Annotated in this window: 15 protein-coding genes; 10 read left to right on the top strand and 5 right to left on the bottom strand. The window is 70.6% G+C overall.

Annotated elements, in window-relative coordinates; all coding sequences use genetic code 11:
• Window positions 1-23 precede the first annotated feature (23 nt).
• The gene (locus ACGFWI_RS28890) at window positions 24-803 is read right to left on the bottom strand and encodes a VOC family protein (RefSeq protein WP_393908968.1); all 780 of its coding nucleotides are present in this window, start codon (window positions 801-803) and stop codon (window positions 24-26) included.
• 152 nt (window positions 804-955) lie between these two features.
• Between ACGFWI_RS28890 and ACGFWI_RS28885 the strand changes: the two genes are divergently transcribed.
• From ACGFWI_RS28885 to ACGFWI_RS28875, 3 genes are all read left to right on the top strand, one after another.
• The gene (locus tag ACGFWI_RS28885; RefSeq protein ID WP_393908967.1) at window positions 956-3,352 is read left to right on the top strand and encodes a SpoIIE family protein phosphatase; all 2,397 of its coding nucleotides are present in this window, start codon (window positions 956-958) and stop codon (window positions 3,350-3,352) included.
• Between the two features lie 122 nt (window positions 3,353-3,474).
• On the top strand, window positions 3,475-3,669 hold the full coding sequence (locus ACGFWI_RS28880) for a hypothetical protein (protein WP_393908966.1): 195 nt from the start codon (window positions 3,475-3,477) through the stop codon (window positions 3,667-3,669).
• A gap of 515 nt (window positions 3,670-4,184) precedes the next feature.
• Window positions 4,185-4,691: a DinB family protein gene (locus ACGFWI_RS28875; protein ID WP_393908965.1), complete on the top strand. Its 507-nt coding sequence runs from the start codon at window positions 4,185-4,187 to the stop codon at window positions 4,689-4,691.
• Window positions 4,692-4,740: 49 nt separating this feature from the next.
• Here the strand turns inward: ACGFWI_RS28875 and ACGFWI_RS28870 are convergent, their stop codons facing one another.
• From ACGFWI_RS28870 to ACGFWI_RS28860, 3 genes are all read right to left on the bottom strand, one after another.
• Window positions 4,741-5,628 (bottom strand): GNAT family N-acetyltransferase, encoded by an 888-nt coding sequence (locus tag ACGFWI_RS28870; RefSeq protein ID WP_393908964.1) that lies wholly within the window; start codon window positions 5,626-5,628, stop codon window positions 4,741-4,743.
• 174 nt (window positions 5,629-5,802) lie between these two features.
• The gene (locus tag ACGFWI_RS28865) at window positions 5,803-7,254 is read right to left on the bottom strand and encodes an amino acid permease (protein WP_393908963.1); all 1,452 of its coding nucleotides are present in this window, start codon (window positions 7,252-7,254) and stop codon (window positions 5,803-5,805) included.
• Between the two features lie 211 nt (window positions 7,255-7,465).
• On the bottom strand, window positions 7,466-8,422 hold the full coding sequence (locus ACGFWI_RS28860; RefSeq protein ID WP_393908962.1) for a hypothetical protein: 957 nt from the start codon (window positions 8,420-8,422) through the stop codon (window positions 7,466-7,468).
• A 1,064-nt stretch (window positions 8,423-9,486) separates the two neighbouring features.
• Here ACGFWI_RS28860 and ACGFWI_RS28855 point away from each other — a divergent pair.
• The gene (locus tag ACGFWI_RS28855) at window positions 9,487-10,041 is read left to right on the top strand and encodes a winged helix-turn-helix domain-containing protein (RefSeq protein WP_393908961.1); all 555 of its coding nucleotides are present in this window, start codon (window positions 9,487-9,489) and stop codon (window positions 10,039-10,041) included.
• Window positions 10,042-10,178: 137 nt separating this feature from the next.
• On the opposite strand, the gene ACGFWI_RS28850 is transcribed toward ACGFWI_RS28855, so the two are convergent.
• Complete coding sequence (locus ACGFWI_RS28850; RefSeq protein WP_393908960.1) at window positions 10,179-11,882, bottom strand: hydrogenase maturation protein; 1,704 nt, start codon at window positions 11,880-11,882, stop codon at window positions 10,179-10,181.
• Between the two features lie 345 nt (window positions 11,883-12,227).
• Between ACGFWI_RS28850 and ACGFWI_RS28845 the strand changes: the two genes are divergently transcribed.
• The 6 genes from ACGFWI_RS28845 to ACGFWI_RS28820 all read left to right on the top strand — a co-directional run bounded on the left by ACGFWI_RS28845 (window position 12,228) and on the right by ACGFWI_RS28820 (window position 16,910).
• Complete coding sequence (locus ACGFWI_RS28845) at window positions 12,228-12,383, top strand: hypothetical protein (protein ID WP_393908959.1); 156 nt, start codon at window positions 12,228-12,230, stop codon at window positions 12,381-12,383.
• Window positions 12,384-12,524: 141 nt separating this feature from the next.
• Window positions 12,525-13,763: a hypothetical protein gene (locus ACGFWI_RS28840; RefSeq protein WP_393908958.1), complete on the top strand. Its 1,239-nt coding sequence runs from the start codon at window positions 12,525-12,527 to the stop codon at window positions 13,761-13,763.
• Window positions 13,764-13,801: 38 nt separating this feature from the next.
• Window positions 13,802-14,314, top strand: coding sequence for a hypothetical protein (locus tag ACGFWI_RS28835; RefSeq protein ID WP_393908957.1), 513 nt, complete (start codon window positions 13,802-13,804; stop codon window positions 14,312-14,314).
• 27 nt (window positions 14,315-14,341) lie between these two features.
• On the top strand, window positions 14,342-15,646 hold the full coding sequence (locus tag ACGFWI_RS28830) for an MFS transporter (RefSeq protein WP_393908956.1): 1,305 nt from the start codon (window positions 14,342-14,344) through the stop codon (window positions 15,644-15,646).
• A 145-nt stretch (window positions 15,647-15,791) separates the two neighbouring features.
• Entirely contained in the window at window positions 15,792-16,217 is a 426-nt protein-coding gene (locus tag ACGFWI_RS28825; RefSeq protein WP_393908955.1) for a hypothetical protein, read from the top strand.
• Between the two features lie 90 nt (window positions 16,218-16,307).
• On the top strand, window positions 16,308-16,910 hold the full coding sequence (locus tag ACGFWI_RS28820; RefSeq protein WP_393908954.1) for a carbonic anhydrase: 603 nt from the start codon (window positions 16,308-16,310) through the stop codon (window positions 16,908-16,910).
• Window positions 16,911-16,915 lie beyond the last annotated feature (5 nt).

Genomic DNA, 16,915 nt, shown 5'->3' with positions numbered 1-16,915 from the left:
CGCGCGGCGGAACCGCGGGGCGCTCAGTTCGAGGTGACGGTGAAGAGGCCGCCGTCGGGGTCACGGATGACGGCCTGGCGGCCCTTGCCGTCCGCGGTCGGCGTCACGGGGGTGACGGTTCCGCCGGCGGCCACCGCGGCGGCCGTCACCTTCTCGATGTCGCGGACCGGGAAGTGGACGTGCCAGCGGGGGCGGACCCGCGGGTCGGGGGCGGACTCCACGGCACCGCCCCGCAGGGTGGCAACGGTGTGCGTCCCGTCCCGGACGATCACCTGGTCGTGTTCGTAGGTCACATCGCAGCCGCCCGGCTCCCCGGAGGCCCAGCCGAAGACCTCCGCATAGAAGATGGCAGCGGCGAAGGCGTCCCGGGTGCGGAGTTCGAGCAGGGCGGGTGCGGCACCCTGCCCGACCGACCACGCCAGGGTCTGGCCCTCCCAGAAGCCGAAGGTGGCGCCGTCGGCGTCGGCGGCGAGGGCGGCGCGGCCGGGGCCCAGCTTGAGCGGGCCGACACCGACGGTCCCCCCGCGCTCGCGGATCCGGTCCGCGGTCTCGTCGGCGTTCTCCACCGCGAAGTACGAGGTCCAGGCCACGGCGACCTGGAAGCTCTGGGCGAGAGCACCGATGCCGGCCACCGGCTGTCCTTCAGCCACCGCGACGGAGAACTCCTCGCCGAGGCTGGCCGGGCGGAACCGCCAGCCCAGGACGGCGGAGTAGAACTTCTGCGCGGATTCCAGATCCCGAGCCATCAGACTGACCCAGCACGGAGCGCCGCGTACCGGAGTGGCCGGGCCATGGGCCGACATGACATCTGCCTCCTGTTGCTCAGCGCCCCTTCCCACTCTGCCAGCGACGGAGCAGGGCCGCACCAAGGGCGCGTCCCCCCGGCAGCAGCGCAGTTGTGCCGGTCTTGATCAGGCTCGATGCTGTAGATACTGAACCGGGCTGGGTTGATGCCATGAACGCATGGAACGCGGCGGAGAGCGCCGACTTCCGTGGTCCCCTCGACGTCACCAGGGCGGCCACAGCGGTTCTGGACGCCCAGGACCGGATCATCGGGTGGAGCCCGGCGGCCCAGCGACTGCTCGGATACACCCCGCAGGAGATCATCGGATCCCCCCTGGAGACGCTGCTGCCGGCCGGTTCCGCGGGCGCCGCACACCCACCGGAGGGCTCGCTGAGCGGCAGCCAGGTGCACACGCTGCGGCACCGGGACGGCCGGATGGTGCGGATGGCCGTCACGACCTGCCCCCTCGCCCAGACGTCCGAGGACGCCGGTACGGAGGCGGCCCGTGTCCTGGTGGCGGCCGAGCTGGACGAGCACCGGATGTGGGAGTCCCGCCAGGCGATGTTGCACGGGCTGGCCACCCAGTCTCCGGTGGGCCTGGGGATCTACGACACCGAGCTCCGGCTGACCTGGGCGAATACCGCGTATACGCGGGAGATCGGACTGCCGGTGGAGGAGTTCCTCGGCGCCCGGGCCGATGAGCTGTACCCGGACGGCGAGTTTGTGACCGAGGGGTATCCGCGCACCCTCGAGGACGTGATGCATCACGTCCTCGACACCGGCGAGCCGATCCTCGATCTGCACTTCGTCGGCCAGCAGCCCTCCGACCCGGGGACCGATCACGTCTGGTCCTGCTCCTACTACCGGCTGCAGGACGCCTACGGCCGGGTGCTCGGGGTGTGCGAGGACGCCTTCGACATCAGCGGCCGCTACCAGGCACAGCGCCGGCTGAACCTGCTGGTGGAGGCGGGCACCCGGATCGGCACCACGCTCGATATGACCGTCACCGCGCGGGAGATCACGGAGGTGGCGGTGCCGGATTTCGCCTCCATGGTCACCGTCGACCTGGTGCGGTCCGTACTGGAGGGTGAGGAGCCGGAACCGGTCGACGGCAATCTTCCGACCCTGGTGCGGGTGGCCACCCGCACCGCCGATCACACACCTGACGGCCCGCCGCCCGGCTTGCACCGCGTCGAGTACCCGCCCGGCTCGCTGCAGTACCGCAGCCTGTCCTCCGGTGGCATGGTCCGCGAAGAGAGCACCATGGTCGTGCCGTTGCGGGCCGGCGGCACCCTGATGGGGCTGGTCACGTTCCTCCGCACCACCCCGTCGCTCTTCGACAAGGGAGAGATCGAGCTCGCCGACGAGCTGGTCATCCGGACGGCGGTGTGCCTGGACAACGCCCGCCGCTTCACCCGGGAGCACACCGCCGCACTGACCCTGCAGCGCAATCTGCTGCCGCAGAACCTCCCGGCCCAGTCCGCCGTCGATCTGGCCTACCGCTACCTGCCGAGCGACGACCGGGCCGGGGTCGGCGGCGACTGGTTCGATGTCATCGGCCTCTCGGGGACCCGGGTCGGCCTGGTCGTCGGGGACGTGGTCGGCCATGGCCTCCAGGCGGCGGCGACCATGGGGCGGCTGCGGACGACCGTACGCGCCCTGGCCCGGCTGGACCTGTCCCCCGACGAGCTGCTGAGCCGGCTGGACGACCTGGTGGGCCAGACCGCTGAGGACCAGCCGGCCACGGCCGGCACGGACGATGTGGCCACCGGCGTGACCTGCCTCTACGCGGTCTACGACCCGGTGTCCCGGCGCTGCACCATGGCGCGGGCCGGGCATCTGCCGCCGGCCGTCGTCGACGCGGACGGCGGCCTGCACTTCCCGGATCTGCCGGCCGGCCCACCACTGGGCCTCGGGGGCCTGCCGTTCGAATCCCTGGAGATCGAGCTGCCGGCCGGCAGCCTGATCGCCCTGTTCACGGACGGGCTGGTCGAGGCCCGTAACCGGGACGTCGACGAGGGGCTGGACATCCTGGGCCGGGTACTGAGCGAGCACCGCCGGCCGCTGGACGAGCTGTGTGACCAAGCGCTGGCCGAGCTGCTCCCGGACGGCCCGGCCGTCGATGACTCGGCGCTGCTGCTGGTGCGCACCCGTGAGCTGGGCCCCCGGCAGGTGGCGGCCTGGGAGCTGCCCGCGGAGCCGGCCGCGGTGGGCAAGGCCCGTGAGCTGGCCACCGGGCAGCTGCGGGAGTGGGGCCTGGAGGAGCTGTCGTATGCGACGGAACTCGTGGTCAGCGAGCTGGTCACCAACGCCGTCCGGCATGCCGCGGGACCGCTGCATCTGCGGCTGCTGCGCGATCTGACCCTGCTGACCGAGGTGTCGGACACCGGCCACACCTCGCCCCATCTGCGGCACAGCGCCAGCGACGACGAGGGCGGTCGGGGGCTTTTCATCGTCGCGCAGCTGGTGCAGCGCTGGGGCACGCGCTACACGCCGGAGGGCAAGACGATCTGGACGGAACAGGCGTTTCCGCCGCACTATCCCGGGGCCCCGCGCCCGGCCGGCTGACCGGCCTGTGAACGTGCGGCACGGATTGGTCCGGCGCATATCGTGCGGGCGTTCGGAGGCGGTCCCATGATGGAACCAAGCGAGGTCCCGGCGACTCGGCGGGCGCGGAAAGAGGAGGACCTGTGACGACCAATGGCAGGGACAAGTCGGCCGAGCGGCACCCGGTCGAGCTGTACACCGGCAGCGAGCGGCCCTACGACCCGGAGGACCTGGTGAGGGTCTCGGGGCGCGAACCGACCCCGTCGACCCTGGAATGGGCCAGGCGTCTGATGGCCGAGGAGGGGCCCGGCCCCGCCATCGAGCGGTATCTGCCGTGACGGCCGCCGGCTGAGCAAGCGGGCCGGGAGCACGGAGGGCGGCCCGTCCGCGGGCCCGGTGCGCGCAGCCGCACGGCCCGCGGACGGGCTGTCGCGCGCGCCCGTACGCCGTCACCGCGGCTCACCGCCACCGCCGCTCTCGCCGTAACAGGCCTTCGGCCGCGCGGAGTGGGACAGCAACAGGCCTTCCGCCGTGCGGAGTTGAGCCGTGCAACAGACCTTCCGCCGCGCGGAGTTGAGCCCTGACCCAGCGCCGCGATACGGCCCTCGCCACCGCAGCTTTCGATAAACCGCTTGCGGCGGCCCGCGGCACTCGGGAAGATCCCCTCGACCGCGGCCGCGCCGCCTCGTCGGCACGCTCCGGGGAGCACAGGGAGCTCGTCCCGCTCCAGGGGCGGGCCGCTCTTCCCGGACCCTTGAGCCCCGCAGGCGGCTCGCACCGTGACACCGCTCAGCACCTTGACAGCACACCGGCCGAGTCCTGCCCGGGGACTCGCCGCGGAAAGGAATCCGCTGTGACCACCGAACGCCCCTCCCCGCCCGTACGCGCAGGCGAGCGGGAGACCCTGCGGTCCTACCTCGACTTCCACCGGGCCACGCTCGCCATGAAGACCGACGGCCTCTCCGACGAGGAGCTCAGGCGCCAGTCGAGCCCGCCGTCCACGCTGTCCCTGCTCGGCCTGGTGCGGCACATGGCAGAGGTGGAGCGCAGCTGGTTCCGCCGGGTGATCAACGGCGAGGACATCCCGCTCGTCTGGTCGGCCGAGGGCGACTACCAGGTGGCGTACGACGCGACCGGCGCCACCCGCGCGGAGGCGTTCGACGCCTGGCGGACAGAGGTGGCACACGCCCGTCGCATCGAGCAGCAGGCCGCATCGCTCGACGTCACGGGCTACCAGCCGCGTTGGGGCGAGCATGTCTCCCTGCGCCTGGTGATGCTGCACCTGATCCACGAATACGCCCGCCACAACGGCCATGCGGACTTCCTCCGCGAGGCCATCGACGGCACGGTCGGCCCGTGAGCGGGCCCCCGGCCGCCATCGGCCAGGGGCCTGGACACCTGCCGGGGGCCTAGCCGAGCTCCAGGCTGGTGACCGCGAAGGTCCGCCCCTGCTCCGTCGGCGGGACCGGGCCGGTGTACATCCGGACGGTGTGCGACTGCGGGGTCAGTCCGCGGGCCGTGACCAGGGTGTGGGCGGTGTCCCGCGGCCCGGGAACATCGAGGAAGACCTCGGCGTCCGGGGGGACGGACGCGGTGAGGGCGTCGAAGAGCGCCTCGGCCGCTTCGGTGGTGTCCGCGAAGAGCGGGCCGATGCGATGGCCGGTGCGGGCCGGTCGGAGCACGCCGTACCCGGCGATCGCGCCCTCGCGCAGAGAGGCGAGAGCGGTGTGGCCGGGGGCCGTCAGCCAGCGGGTGACGAAGGCGCGGCGGTCGGCGGGGAAGCAGCGCCGGTCGTAGTCGGCGAGGGCGTCGAGGTGGGCGGCGGTGACGGGGACGATCCCCGACGGCGGCGGGGTACCGGGGCGAAGGGGGCGTCCGCCGTAGCGGATGGTGTCGTACGCGGGGGTGAACCCGGCGCGCCGGTAGGTGGATTGCTGGGCGGGGACGGCGTCGAGGCCCACGGTCCGGGCACCGGCGTGCGGGAAGGCGGCACGCCACGTGGCAGGCCCGAGGCCCTGCCGGCGGTGGCCGGGGTGGACCAGGTAGTAGCCGAGGAACGCATAGGCGTCCGAGTAGTTGACGATCGAGACCGCGGAGACGGTCCGTCCGGCGCGGCGTCCGAGGAAGAAGCCTGCGGGGTCGGTGGGGTGGAAGCAGGCGGTGTCGCCGAGCCCGGGGTTCCACTCCTCGTCGGCGGCCCACCGGGCCACTTGGTGCCAGTCCTCCAACGAGGCGGTGGAGACCGTGAGTTCGCCGGTGGTGGGCCGGTGGTCCGGGGCGTTGCCGATGGGGGGCATGTCGGGTGTTCGTCCCTTCTGGTGGGGGCAGGGGGCGAGCCGGCAGGGGCGGTGCGGGGCCGGTGACGGTGGGCGGGGAGGTCCGGCCGGCGGGAGGTACGGCCGGCCGGACCTCCCGCGCGGTCCCGGGGTGATCCGGGCGACGCGTCCCAGGGAGTCCGACGACACTCCTGCCTAGATCAGGTCCATCGCGGCGACCTCGTCGGGGCGGCCGTAACTGACCGGACCCTGGAAGCGCCGTCGGGCGGTGGCGAACCACCAGACGGTGGCGATGACCAGTACCACCGCCAGCGCGATGGGCGCGTAGTTGAACGAGGCGGGGGTGATCGGGGACGCCTGGGGCAGCATGAACAGCACATTGCTGATCAGGATCCAGGCCACCGCGACCGCCGCGACGGGCTTGCCGTAGCGCCCGAGGTTCCACGGCCCGGCCTGGAAGTCGTCGAGCCGCAGCCGCAGGAAGATGGGCACGGCGTAGGCGAGGAACAGGCCGACGACATTGACGCTCACCACGGCCGTGAAGGCGGTGTGGGACCACCAGCCGGGCAGCACCAGCACCAGAGGGCACACCGCGGCGAGCCAGACGGCCTTGACGGGGGTACGGGTGCGCGCGGACACCGAATGCCACCAACGGAAGCCGGGCATCGCACCGTCACGGGAGAAGGCAAAGATCTGCCGGGTATTGCTGGTCATGTTGGCGAGGCCGCAGAAGAGCATGGCACCGATAACGATCAACAGCAGGAACTTGGCGGTGCTTTGGCCGAGCGCGTCGACGAGAATCTGCACCGGCGGCGCCTCGGCACTCGCGGCGTGGCCATAGTCACGGATCGCGTACACCAGCGCCAGCATGAGGAGCAGTCCGGTGATCGCGGAGTAACTGATCGCCCGCATGATGCCCCGGGGCGCGTTGACGGTGGCCTTCACCGTTTCTTCAGACATGTGGAAACTGCCGTCGAACCCGGTGAAGGTCCAACTGGTGACGAGCAGACCCAGCATTCCGCCGTAAATCGCATGGGTGAAGCCGGTGTTGTTGACGAAGTGCGTCGCGAACGAAGGCGACTGGTGATGGTCGGGAATCACGGTCAGCGCACCGACGATCACCACCATGCCGACCAGCAGCCACCACACGGAAATGCGGTTCACCACCGCAACCAGCCGCACGGTATACGTGTTGGCCAGCCCCTGGACGAGAAGGATGGCCGCGGTGATGCCCACCGTCTGCTGCGGCGTCGGCTCATAGGACGGCCACTGCATGGCGATGAACGCCTGGATGAAGGTGGCGGCGGCGAAGTTGGTGGCGGCCGTGCCGCCCACCTGGCCCACGAAGTTCAGCCAGCCCGTGTACCAGGACCAGGCGCCCTGGTGCCGCTTGGCCAGCTTGCCGGCCGAGAAGTAGAGCGCACCGCTGGTCGGGTAGGCGGAGGCGATCTCACCCATCGCGGCGCCGACGAAGAGCACCATGATCGAGACGCCGATCCAGCCGAAGATCAGAATCCGCGGGCCGCCGGCGTTCATACCGAAGCCGAAGGAGGAGAAGATCCCGGAGATGATGTTGATGATGGTGAAGGAAATGGCGAAATTGTCGAACGCGCGGAATCTGCGAGTGAGTTTCCGCGGATAGCCCATGGCATGGAGCGTGGCGTCATCGTCGAGTGTGACGGAATCCGCCGCGTGGGGATTTTTCGAGCGAGCTGGGGACGTACGCTCGGACACAACCGTAACCTTTCTGGGGGGACCGGGGGGAGAATGGATCGGGTTGAGCTGATCGAACGGGTGGAGCGGAATGAGTGGGCCTTTTACGATGCCGAATCCGGCGGAATTCAGGCCTCATCGCGAATCAGCCGTCATGCGGGACGGGGAGTCCGCATGAGCGTCTCGCCCTGGTCAATTGATCCTCGGGATCACCGAATGCACTCCAGGGCATGCGCGAGGCATACGGCCCCATGGCGGTAAAGACCTCCCGTGCCTCGAATTCGCGTTTCGCCATGAACAGCGCATGGGCCAGATACGCCAGATCCAGCACCGGCGTGAAACGGTAACCGGCCACCTCCGGAAACCAGTTCCGGTAAATGCCCATGGCGGTGGTGATCCACTGGGGTTGCTCCCATGTGCGGTCCGCGAGCAGCTCGGACGGGTCGTAGTCCTCGACCAGTGCCACCAGCGGCAGCAGCCGCAGCGGTGAGGCGGCCGGGGCCCGCTGGCTCAGGAACGCGGCAACGTCCCAGCTCGCGCTGGACGAACCGCCGTAGCGGGTGAAGTAGAACGACAGGAAGCGGTGGTGCGCCTCGCGGTGCCAGGGGTCGATCCGGAGGATGTGGGCGAAGAGGTACCAGGGCCCGGCCGGAGCGGTCAGCAGCCCCTTCGGCGCCGGGTCCTGCGGACGGTCGAGGCGCGTCAGCGCCAGTTGCGCGACCCAGGGCGTGGGGTCCTCGGGGAGCAGCTTCGCGGCCCGCTCACACGCCGATCGCGCTATCCGCACCAGGGCGCCTTGCCGCCGGTCACCGGCATCGGCCATGCGCAGGGCGCGGAGCATGGCCACCCGGGCCCAGAGCAATGCCGCCTCCGGTCCCGGCTCTTCGGCCAGCCAGCGTTCCGCCAGGTCCGAGTCGGCCGCCACGGACGCCAGCACCAGGGAGCGGTGGGCGCGTACCTCGAAATCCCCCCGGGCTTCCCGCAGAACTTCGTGCGCACTCAGGTACCGTCCGGTCCGTACGTCCATACACGCGCGCGCCAGCGCCCGGTCATTGGCAGCCGGACTCCACACGTACTGTCCCTCGAAAGAGCCGGCTGCCATGGTCCCCTCCCGGTCACGAAGGCCTCATCCCCCACACCGCATTCCAGCTGCGCCGAATTCAGCCGGATCCCTGCCACCGGTCAAGTGACAGCGGGAACACCCTACTCACCCTCAACTCATCGCGAAAACAAGTCGCCTGGAATATCTGGTTCCGCACCTTTTAGTCTCGATGAGATTGAAAAGGAAACAACTTCTTGCGCGACCTGCCGAACCTCATGACTTTGCGACCCCCGTTCACCACCGGGCATTTATTTGGCATATTCACATGCCCGCGGGGCCTTCACAACTGGACATCATTGCCGATTACCCCTCCGTATCCACCGCTTCCATGGATCCTCGGCACTTCGACCCGCCGGGTGGCGACACACCCCCGCCAACCCCCGGCACGAGAAGGGCAAATACGCCCGCGACACTCTCACTCCCGGCCGGGCCCGCCCCGCAACAACTCACCCTTCTCGGCCAGTTCGAGGCTCCTTTCCAGCCATGCCGGTCGGGAGTCGCGTCGGGGCCCGGAAGGGCGGGCACGCGGGTCCCGGTGAACACCGCCCCCACACCCCGAGGGGCGCGAGCCGTTCCCCGCGGCCCACACCGTCACCGGTGAAGTCGCCACCGTGCCCTTGCGAGGCCGCGGGAGCAACCCGAACCGACAACATTCAATGAATTCCTGACGCACCCGCGAAACGGAACGGTGGACGCCCGGAGGCAAGCGGCCTACGCGCCGCCCGAGTGGACGCCGGGCAAACACGAAGTCGGCTCAAGAGCAACCGAATTAGCGGACGCTACTTTCCGGAACCACGCGATCACATGTAGCGTTCGACTGGACCGGAGGCCGTGACTTCACACCATGTCATGGCTGGGTACAGGCATGGGCGCGAGCGTTCCTGAGGTACGAGCGGAGCGATCGCCCCCGATGGGCGCACCTGCACCACAAGTGTCTGGCCGCCGCCCCGCCTCACCACCGGACCACCTCGTGATCGCTGCGTAGCACCTCAGCACCCTTGAACGTCGAGCACCGCCATGTCTGTCCGTACACGCCTGCTTTGCAAGAGGAATGGGCCCAGATCATGTTTCTGAACTCCTCGACGACCCCGCTTGCTTTGCGGCCGGACGCCGATGTCGTCCGGCCGCTGATGGCCGGGCCCGGCGAAGGGCCACCCCTGGCGGTCGACCGGCTACCCGACGGAAAGTGGCAATTGACCCTGCACGACCTGGAACCCGTATCGGTGCACCGGCTGCCGTCCGACGAGGTCCACATCATTCTGGCGCCGCCGGGCGAGGAACCGTCCCGCCCCGACGAGCCTCCGGCCGGCCAGACACGGCCGGAGCCGATCCGTATCGATACCGCGGCCCGGACGGTCTTCATCAGAGGACGCCAACTCGATCTCCCACGGCTGGAATTCGATCTGCTCGCTCATCTCGTGCTGCATCCCCGGCGCGCCTTCACCCGGGAACAACTGATGGCGGCCGTCTGGCCCAGCTGCCAGTCCAGCAACCGCACCGTCGATGTCCACATCGCCCGTCTGCGCCGACGTCTGGGCCCAGGCCTGCGCGACACCATCAGCACGGTCTTCGGTATCGGCTACAAGTACCAGCCGGCCCAGGCCGACGGCCGCGGCTGACGCGCAGCCGCGATCGCGCCAAGGCCGCGGTGGGCACACACGGCAGCGGGCCGGTGGACGACGGATGTCGGCCACCGGCCCCGGGGGATGCCTCGCCCGCCGGCCGTTCCGGCGCTCACCGCACGGGCCACAGCGCCTCAGGCGGGTGAGGTGTTCAGGTGCGAGGGGGTTCCGGCCGCGGGTTCCTTGCGTACGAAGGCCCGGCGCAGGGCGTGATACGGCGCGTCCGGGTCGAAGAAGGTGCGGTGCATCCGGGCCAGTTCATGCTCCCGGTAGGCGGCGAGCGGCCGCTCCGCCTCGTCGCGCTCCCGGGAGGCCTTCTTCGTGGCGATACGGGCCTGGGTCGCGGCCGCCGATGCCAGCCGGACCGCGAGAGGGGCGGTCCGTGCGGCGAAATCCTGCGCGCTGCAGTCGATGATCCGGTCGACCAGGCCGAGCCGCGCCCCGGCCGCCGCAGTCATCGGCAGGGCACGCGCGGTGAGTTGCCCGGCCACCTCGGGACCCGCCCGGCCTGGCAGCGTATAGGTCCAATACTCCGAACCGTAGAGCCCCATCAGCCGGTAGTGGGGGTTGAGCACCACGGACGCGCGGCACCACACCTCGTCGGCGGCGAGGGCCAGCATCGCCCCGCCCGCCGCGGCATTGCCGCCGAGCGCGGCGACCACCAGCCGGTCGGTGGTGGTCAGGACGGCGTGCACCAGGTCGTCCATGGCGTTGATGTTGGCCCAGGACTCCTCGGCGGGGTCGGCGGCGGCCTCGATGACATGGAGATGGATGCCGTTGGAGAAGAAGTCCCGGCGGCCGCCGAGGACCAGCACGGAGGTCGGCCGGGCGCAGGCGTGGCGGTAGGCGGCGAGCAGGCGCCTGCAGTGGCCGGTGCTCATCGCGCCGCCGGGGAAGGAGAACTCCAGGAAACCGGCCGGGCCGTCCTCGCGGTAGCGGATGTCGGACCAGGTGCGGGGACCCTCGCCGGGGTCGAGCGGGGCCGGGACCTCCGGGAGCGGCGGGAGGCGGTCCCCCAGTGCCAGGGTGGCGGGCAGCTTGGGAGTGCCGGGCTCCCCCGGCGCGCGGGGCGCCCGCAGTTCCGGGATCCATACCGCGCCGTCGACGGTCGCCCGGCAGATCGCGCCGCATCGGGTGGCGAGCAGCTCACCGGGCCGGCCCGTCAGGGTGTCCTCGGGGTGGCCGCCGTGCAAATGCCAGCTTTCCCCGAGGAGTTCATCGCGTACGCCGGGCTGCGAGTCGGCGGCGCGCAGCTTGCGTACGACGGTGTCGGTGGGGTCGGACCGCCAGTCGATCCGGCGCAGGTCCTGGCGGAAGGGCGGCCGGGGGCGACCGGGTTTCGCGGCGTCGGGCAGGGCGGCCTGCGGCTGCGGCCGGTGGGTGCCGGACGCCACCCGTGCGACGGCCGACAGGACCGCCTCGATCGCGGCATCGGCGATCTCGTTGCGGTAGAGGTCGCTCTTGCCCACGTCGGGGACGGGGCAGTCGGCCGCGGCCCAGATGTCGCCGGCGTCCATCTCGTCATTGGCCTGCAGGACCGTGGCCCCCCACCGGCCGGCGCCCAGGTGCACCGCCCAGTCCACCGACGACGGGCCGCGGTCACCGACGGGGCCGGGGTGCACGATCAGGCACGTGCACGCCGACCACACCTCGCGGGGTACGGCCGTCTTGAGCATCGGTGCCACGATCAGGTCCGGGCCATGACGGCGTGCGACCTCGGGAAGCGGCGTCTCCCGTGTCACCAGCTCCAGACTGACGTGGTGCCCTCGCTCGCCGAGTTCCGCGTATACGCGCTGCGTCAGGCTGTTGAACGCGCCGGCGATGAGCAGAATGCGCACAGCGGACTCCCCTGGAGCTGGAACCGGTCAGCGGTAACTGGTCGTGATCGTTCCCCACGGGCGGCCGTCCGGCGCCGGACCCGCGCTACGGGTCACCCGATCGACGGCCGCCGTGCGGCCCAATGACCGCCAGGGCGCCGACTGACAGGCCGTCACTTAGTTCCGGTTGTAGATCATCTCGACGGTATCCCGCCAAAGTTGGCGCGCCCGGCATGCTTCCCCAGACCGCGACATTGCCGTTAATTGACATTCACTTGGTCATACTTTTACCTTCGATGGTGCGGCATCAGCGCAGGTCAGCGCCGTATGCCCAGTTCGTCTTCCGCACTCTCATCGGAGGTTCCCATGGAGCAGCTCATCAAGAAGATGTCCCAGGACCAGGTCTGGCGGAACTGGCTCGCCGCCAACTCCGCACAGCTGGCGGCGAAGGACGGCTGCATCAGCGCGGCACCGAAGTCGGGCTGCATCAGCGCCGCGCCCAAGGCCGGCTGTATCTCCTGACCCTCGCGCCCTCAGGGGCCCGGAACGGGCCGGCGAACACCGGGAACGGGCCCCGTCCCGGTCCCGGCCACCGGCCCGTCCCGTGCCCCGCACCCCGAATTCCCGTGCGGGCACCGCATTCCGACCAAGGACGAGGAATCCATGGATGGTCAGCCGACCGCCGAGGTCATCGAGCAGATCCGCGACATTCCGATCTACCGCGAGTCGCTGGCGAAGGGCCACTTCCCCCTGCTCGACAAGCCGGAGATCGCGCGCGGCTTCCCCGACAACTGGATGACGCCCCGGCTGGCCACGGCGCTCGAATCCGGAGAAGCGGAGTTCGTCCTCTCCACCGGCACCCACCACGCCCGGATGCAGATCATCCGGCCCCCGTACTTCCTGCTGCACTCCTACTACCGGCTGTGGGGCGAACACCCCGATATCGCCGACACCTGGGCATCGGGCTGCCGGCGGGTCTCGCTGACCACGGTGCTGGCGACGGAACATGTGGCGCGGGTCAATGCCGCGCGGCGCGGTACCGCGCCCGAGCCCGTGCCCGCCCCCGCGGACCGGCGGCTCGATTCGCGTACCTGCTATCTCAATCTGCGGCTCGACCCGGCGCTGTGGGAGCGCGACGAGGTGGTGCGGATGCTCCAGGAGATCCGGGCCGCCGCGCGAGCGCACCCGCGCGGCTGGTACCACCTCGACTGCTCCGGATATCACCTGGCGCATCTGCTGCGGAAGGTCACCGAGTGGGGGCTGTGGGACGACTTCCCGCCGCCCGCCAGCATCATCCACGCCTACGAATACACCCCGGTGAACGTCCGGCGTTTTCTGCACCGGCACTTCGCCTGCCCGGTCATCGACCTGTTCGGCAGCACCGAGCTCGGCTATCTCTACTTCAGCGACCGCCGCGGCAGCTACTGGCCGCATCTCGACAAAATGAGCGTCGAACTCCACCCGGTCGCCGACGGCAGCACGATCTACCAGCTCATCGTCACCAGTGTGCGCAATCCCTATATGCCGCTGGTCCGGTACCGCTCGGGCGACTGCGTACGCACCCTGGACGGCACCCCGGACCCCGGCAGGATCTCCCAATTCTGCGGTCGTCACAAGGAGTTGCTCAGCACTCCGCACGGGCCCGTCGCCCAGGGCGACCTCGACCGGTGCATCAGCGAGACGTCCTCACACGTCTTCGTGTACCAGTTGCAGCTGACCGGCGACTCCGGGGCGCGGCTGGTGTACACGACGTTCGGCGGCGCACCCGTCGACCCCACGGAGGCCGCTGCGCTGGAGGAAAGCATCGGTGAACTGACCGGGCGGCGCTGCCGGCTCGCGCACCGTCCGCATATCCCGATCGGGAAGTCGGGAAAGTACGCCTGGCTCACGACCGGCCTCTGACCCACCCGGGACGTCTTCCCCACCCGGACAGGAGAAGCATGACCACCTTGCCGCGGGTATCCCCCGACGCGCTCGAAGACCTGCTCGGTGACGCGCTGCGAACCGAGGTGGTGACGCATTTCGACGACCGGAGCGCCGCGCCGCGGGAGTTCGTGGAGCGCCAGGTCACCGAGTGTCTGCGCTATCTCTACCTCGTCTCCCGGCACCACGACCGGCTCGGCGGTCTGTTCCTGCCCGTCGAGCAGGACATCGACGAGATCTGGCACTACCTCATCCTGCAGACCCGCGAATACCGGGCGCTGTGCGAGGAACGGCTGCCGGGACACTTCTTCATCGAACACCGCAGCATCGCCTACGAGGAGTACCAGCAGGAGCCGGGCCGCGAGCAGGCACTCGAAGAGGCGCTGCGCTGGATTCCGTTGTACTGCCGGGAATTCGGCCCGTTCGACGAGGGTGCGCTGCCGCACTGGACCATCGTGCGCTTCCTGCACGAGCAGATGGGGCTGTCGCTCGCGGAGATCGCGGCGCTGGAACCGATGACGACCGCATAGCGACCGACGGCTCGAACGGAAGGAATCATGAGGGCTCACCACACCGCCCCGGCCGAGGGCGAGGCGCCGGAACAGCGGCGGATCCTGGCTGTCCTGGTCCTCTCCCAGATCCTCAGCGGCGCGGGCCTCGCCGCGGGGATCACCGTCGGTGCGCTGCTCGCCGAAGAGATGCTCGGCTCGACCGGCCTGGCGGGCGTGCCCAGTGCGCTGTTCACCGCCGGGGCCGCGCTCGGCGCCGTCGGCATCGGCCAGATCTGCCGGCGCCGCGGCCGGCGCCCCGGTCTTGCGCTCGGGTACGCCGTCGGGGCGCTCGGCAGCCTCGGGGTCGTGCTGGCGGCCGCCCTCGGCAGTGCGGTGCTGCTGTTCGTGGCCCTGGTGGTCTACGGAGCCGGTACCGCGACGAATCTGATGGCGCGATACGCCGGTGCGGATCTGGCCTCGCCCGCACGGCGCGGACGGGCCGTGAGCACCGTGCTCTTCGCCACCACGCTCGGCGCGGTGATCGGCCCCAACCTGGTGACGCTGACGGGAGAGGTCGCGCACTCCTGGGGCATCCCCCGTCTCGCCGGGCCGTTTCTGCTGGCCGTCGCCGCGTTCGGGGCGGCCTCGGTGGTCCTGGCCGGTCTGCTGCGGCCCGATCCGCTGCGGCTGGCCGAGAAACTGGCCGCGGCACGGGCCGAGGTGGCGGCAGAGAGCGCCGCGGACGAGGCCGGCGGACTGCCGGATGCCCGGCCGGACCGGCGCGGGGTGGTCACCGGGACCACGGTCATGGTCCTCACCCAGCTCGTGATGATCGCCATCATGACGATGACGCCCGTACACATGCGGGCGCACGGCCATGGCACGCAGGCGGCCGGCTGGGTCATCGCCCTCCATGTCGGAGCGATGTTTCTGCCCTCCCCACTCACCGGTCTGCTGGTCGACCGGGTCGGCCGGCGGTGGGTCGCCGGCGCGTCCGGTCCGGTCCTGCTGGCCGCCGGGGCGGTCGCCGCCACGGCACCGCACTCCGTTCCCGCGCTCGCCACGGCACTGGTACTGCTCGGCATCGGCTGGAACCTCGGGCTGGTCAGCGGCACCGCCCTGGTCACCGACGCGCTGCCGCCCGCCCGCCGCGCGTCGGCGCAGGGGCTGGTGGACGTCGGCATCGCCCTCGCGGGTGCCGCCGGGGGCATGTCCTCGGGTCTGGTCGTCGTCCTCGGCGGCTACCCGACGCTGGCGCTGGCCGGCGGGATCCTCGCGCTGGCCGTCGTGCCCGTCCTCGCATGGGCGGCCCGCCGGCCGCACACCGTCACCGCACCCGCGGCTGCCCCTGCGGAAACGGAGCAGGCATGAACACCCCTTCGCCGGACGGATGGTCCCGGCACCCATTCCGGGAAATCTTGAAACTTGGCGTCATTTCTCGTTATCCCGCCCGAAACCTGGATGCTGCACTGTGAGGGCAAGGTGGAGTCGTGCGGACGAACCACGGGGGGCGATGATGCGGAAGGACAGCTGCGTACCGGGCATCACCGTGCTGCGCCTGTGCCGTATGTCGCTGACCGCCCTGCTGGTGGTCCTGGCGTTCCTGCTGGGCGGAGTGGCGACGGCGCCCGGTGCGGCGAAGGCCGCGTTCACCGCCTCGTCCGCCGCGAAATCCGCGAGCGCCCCGCCGGCCGCCAAGCCCGGCTACGACACCAACGAGGAAAAGACCAAGCGCGAGGCCGAGCGCGGCCAGCCCCGGCGCACCGCCCGGACCTCCGTGGGCGTTCCCCAGCACACCGGCCGGCCGCTACCGCCGTTCAGCGCGGGCGCCGTGGCACCCGCCGGGACGCAGGCATCCGGTGTCCCGTCGGCCGGCAGCTCCACCAAGGCCGCGTCCAGACCGGCCGGAATCCCCGTCCTGCACTGCGTCTTCCGCTGCTGAGAGCGGCGTGGTGGCCTGCCCCACCCCCGCACCATGCACGTTTCCGCCACCACCCCACAGTGGCACCACTCATCAGCAGGAGACCTCCTCATGGAGACCTTCATCCAGCATGCCCGGGGCCTGACGGCCCGTATCGCCGACCGGCGGGACGAACAGGAGACCTACGGCCGGCTCGCGGCCGGACAGTCCCCCCTCGCCCTGTTCATCACCTGCTCAGACTCGCGGGTTGTCCCGTCCCTGATCACCGGGGCGCGGCCCGGCGAACTCTTCGAACTGCGGACGGCCGGCAACGCCGTACCGGTCTACCGCGAGGACATGGCGGCCTGCGCGGAAGCGGCCACCATCGAGTACGCGATGCGCGTCCTCGGCGTGGCCGACATCGTGGTGTGCGGTCATTCGCACTGCGGCGCGGTCGGCGCCAAGGCCCGCGGTGAGGACCTGGCCGGCGCCCCCGCCGTACGGGACTGGCTGGCGCAGCAACTGTCCGACGAACTGCCCAGGGACGAGGAGCCGACGGTCGCCGCCGCGGTCCAGCAGCATGTGCGCGAACAACTCGACCGGCTGCGCGGCTACCCCTGTGTACAGGAGCGGCTGGCCGCCGGCGAGGTGAATCTGCACGGGTGGTTCTACGAAGTGCACACCGGCATGGTGGCCGCGCACCACCCGGCTTCCGACCTGTTCCTCCCTCTGTGAAGGCG

It is taken from the genome of Streptomyces sp. NPDC048434 (assembly GCF_043200375.1).
Classification (GTDB): Bacteria; Actinomycetota; Actinomycetes; order Streptomycetales; family Streptomycetaceae; genus Streptomyces.
The sequence above is the reverse complement of the archived record's forward strand: the minus strand, read 5'-3'. Positions and strand labels throughout refer to the sequence as shown.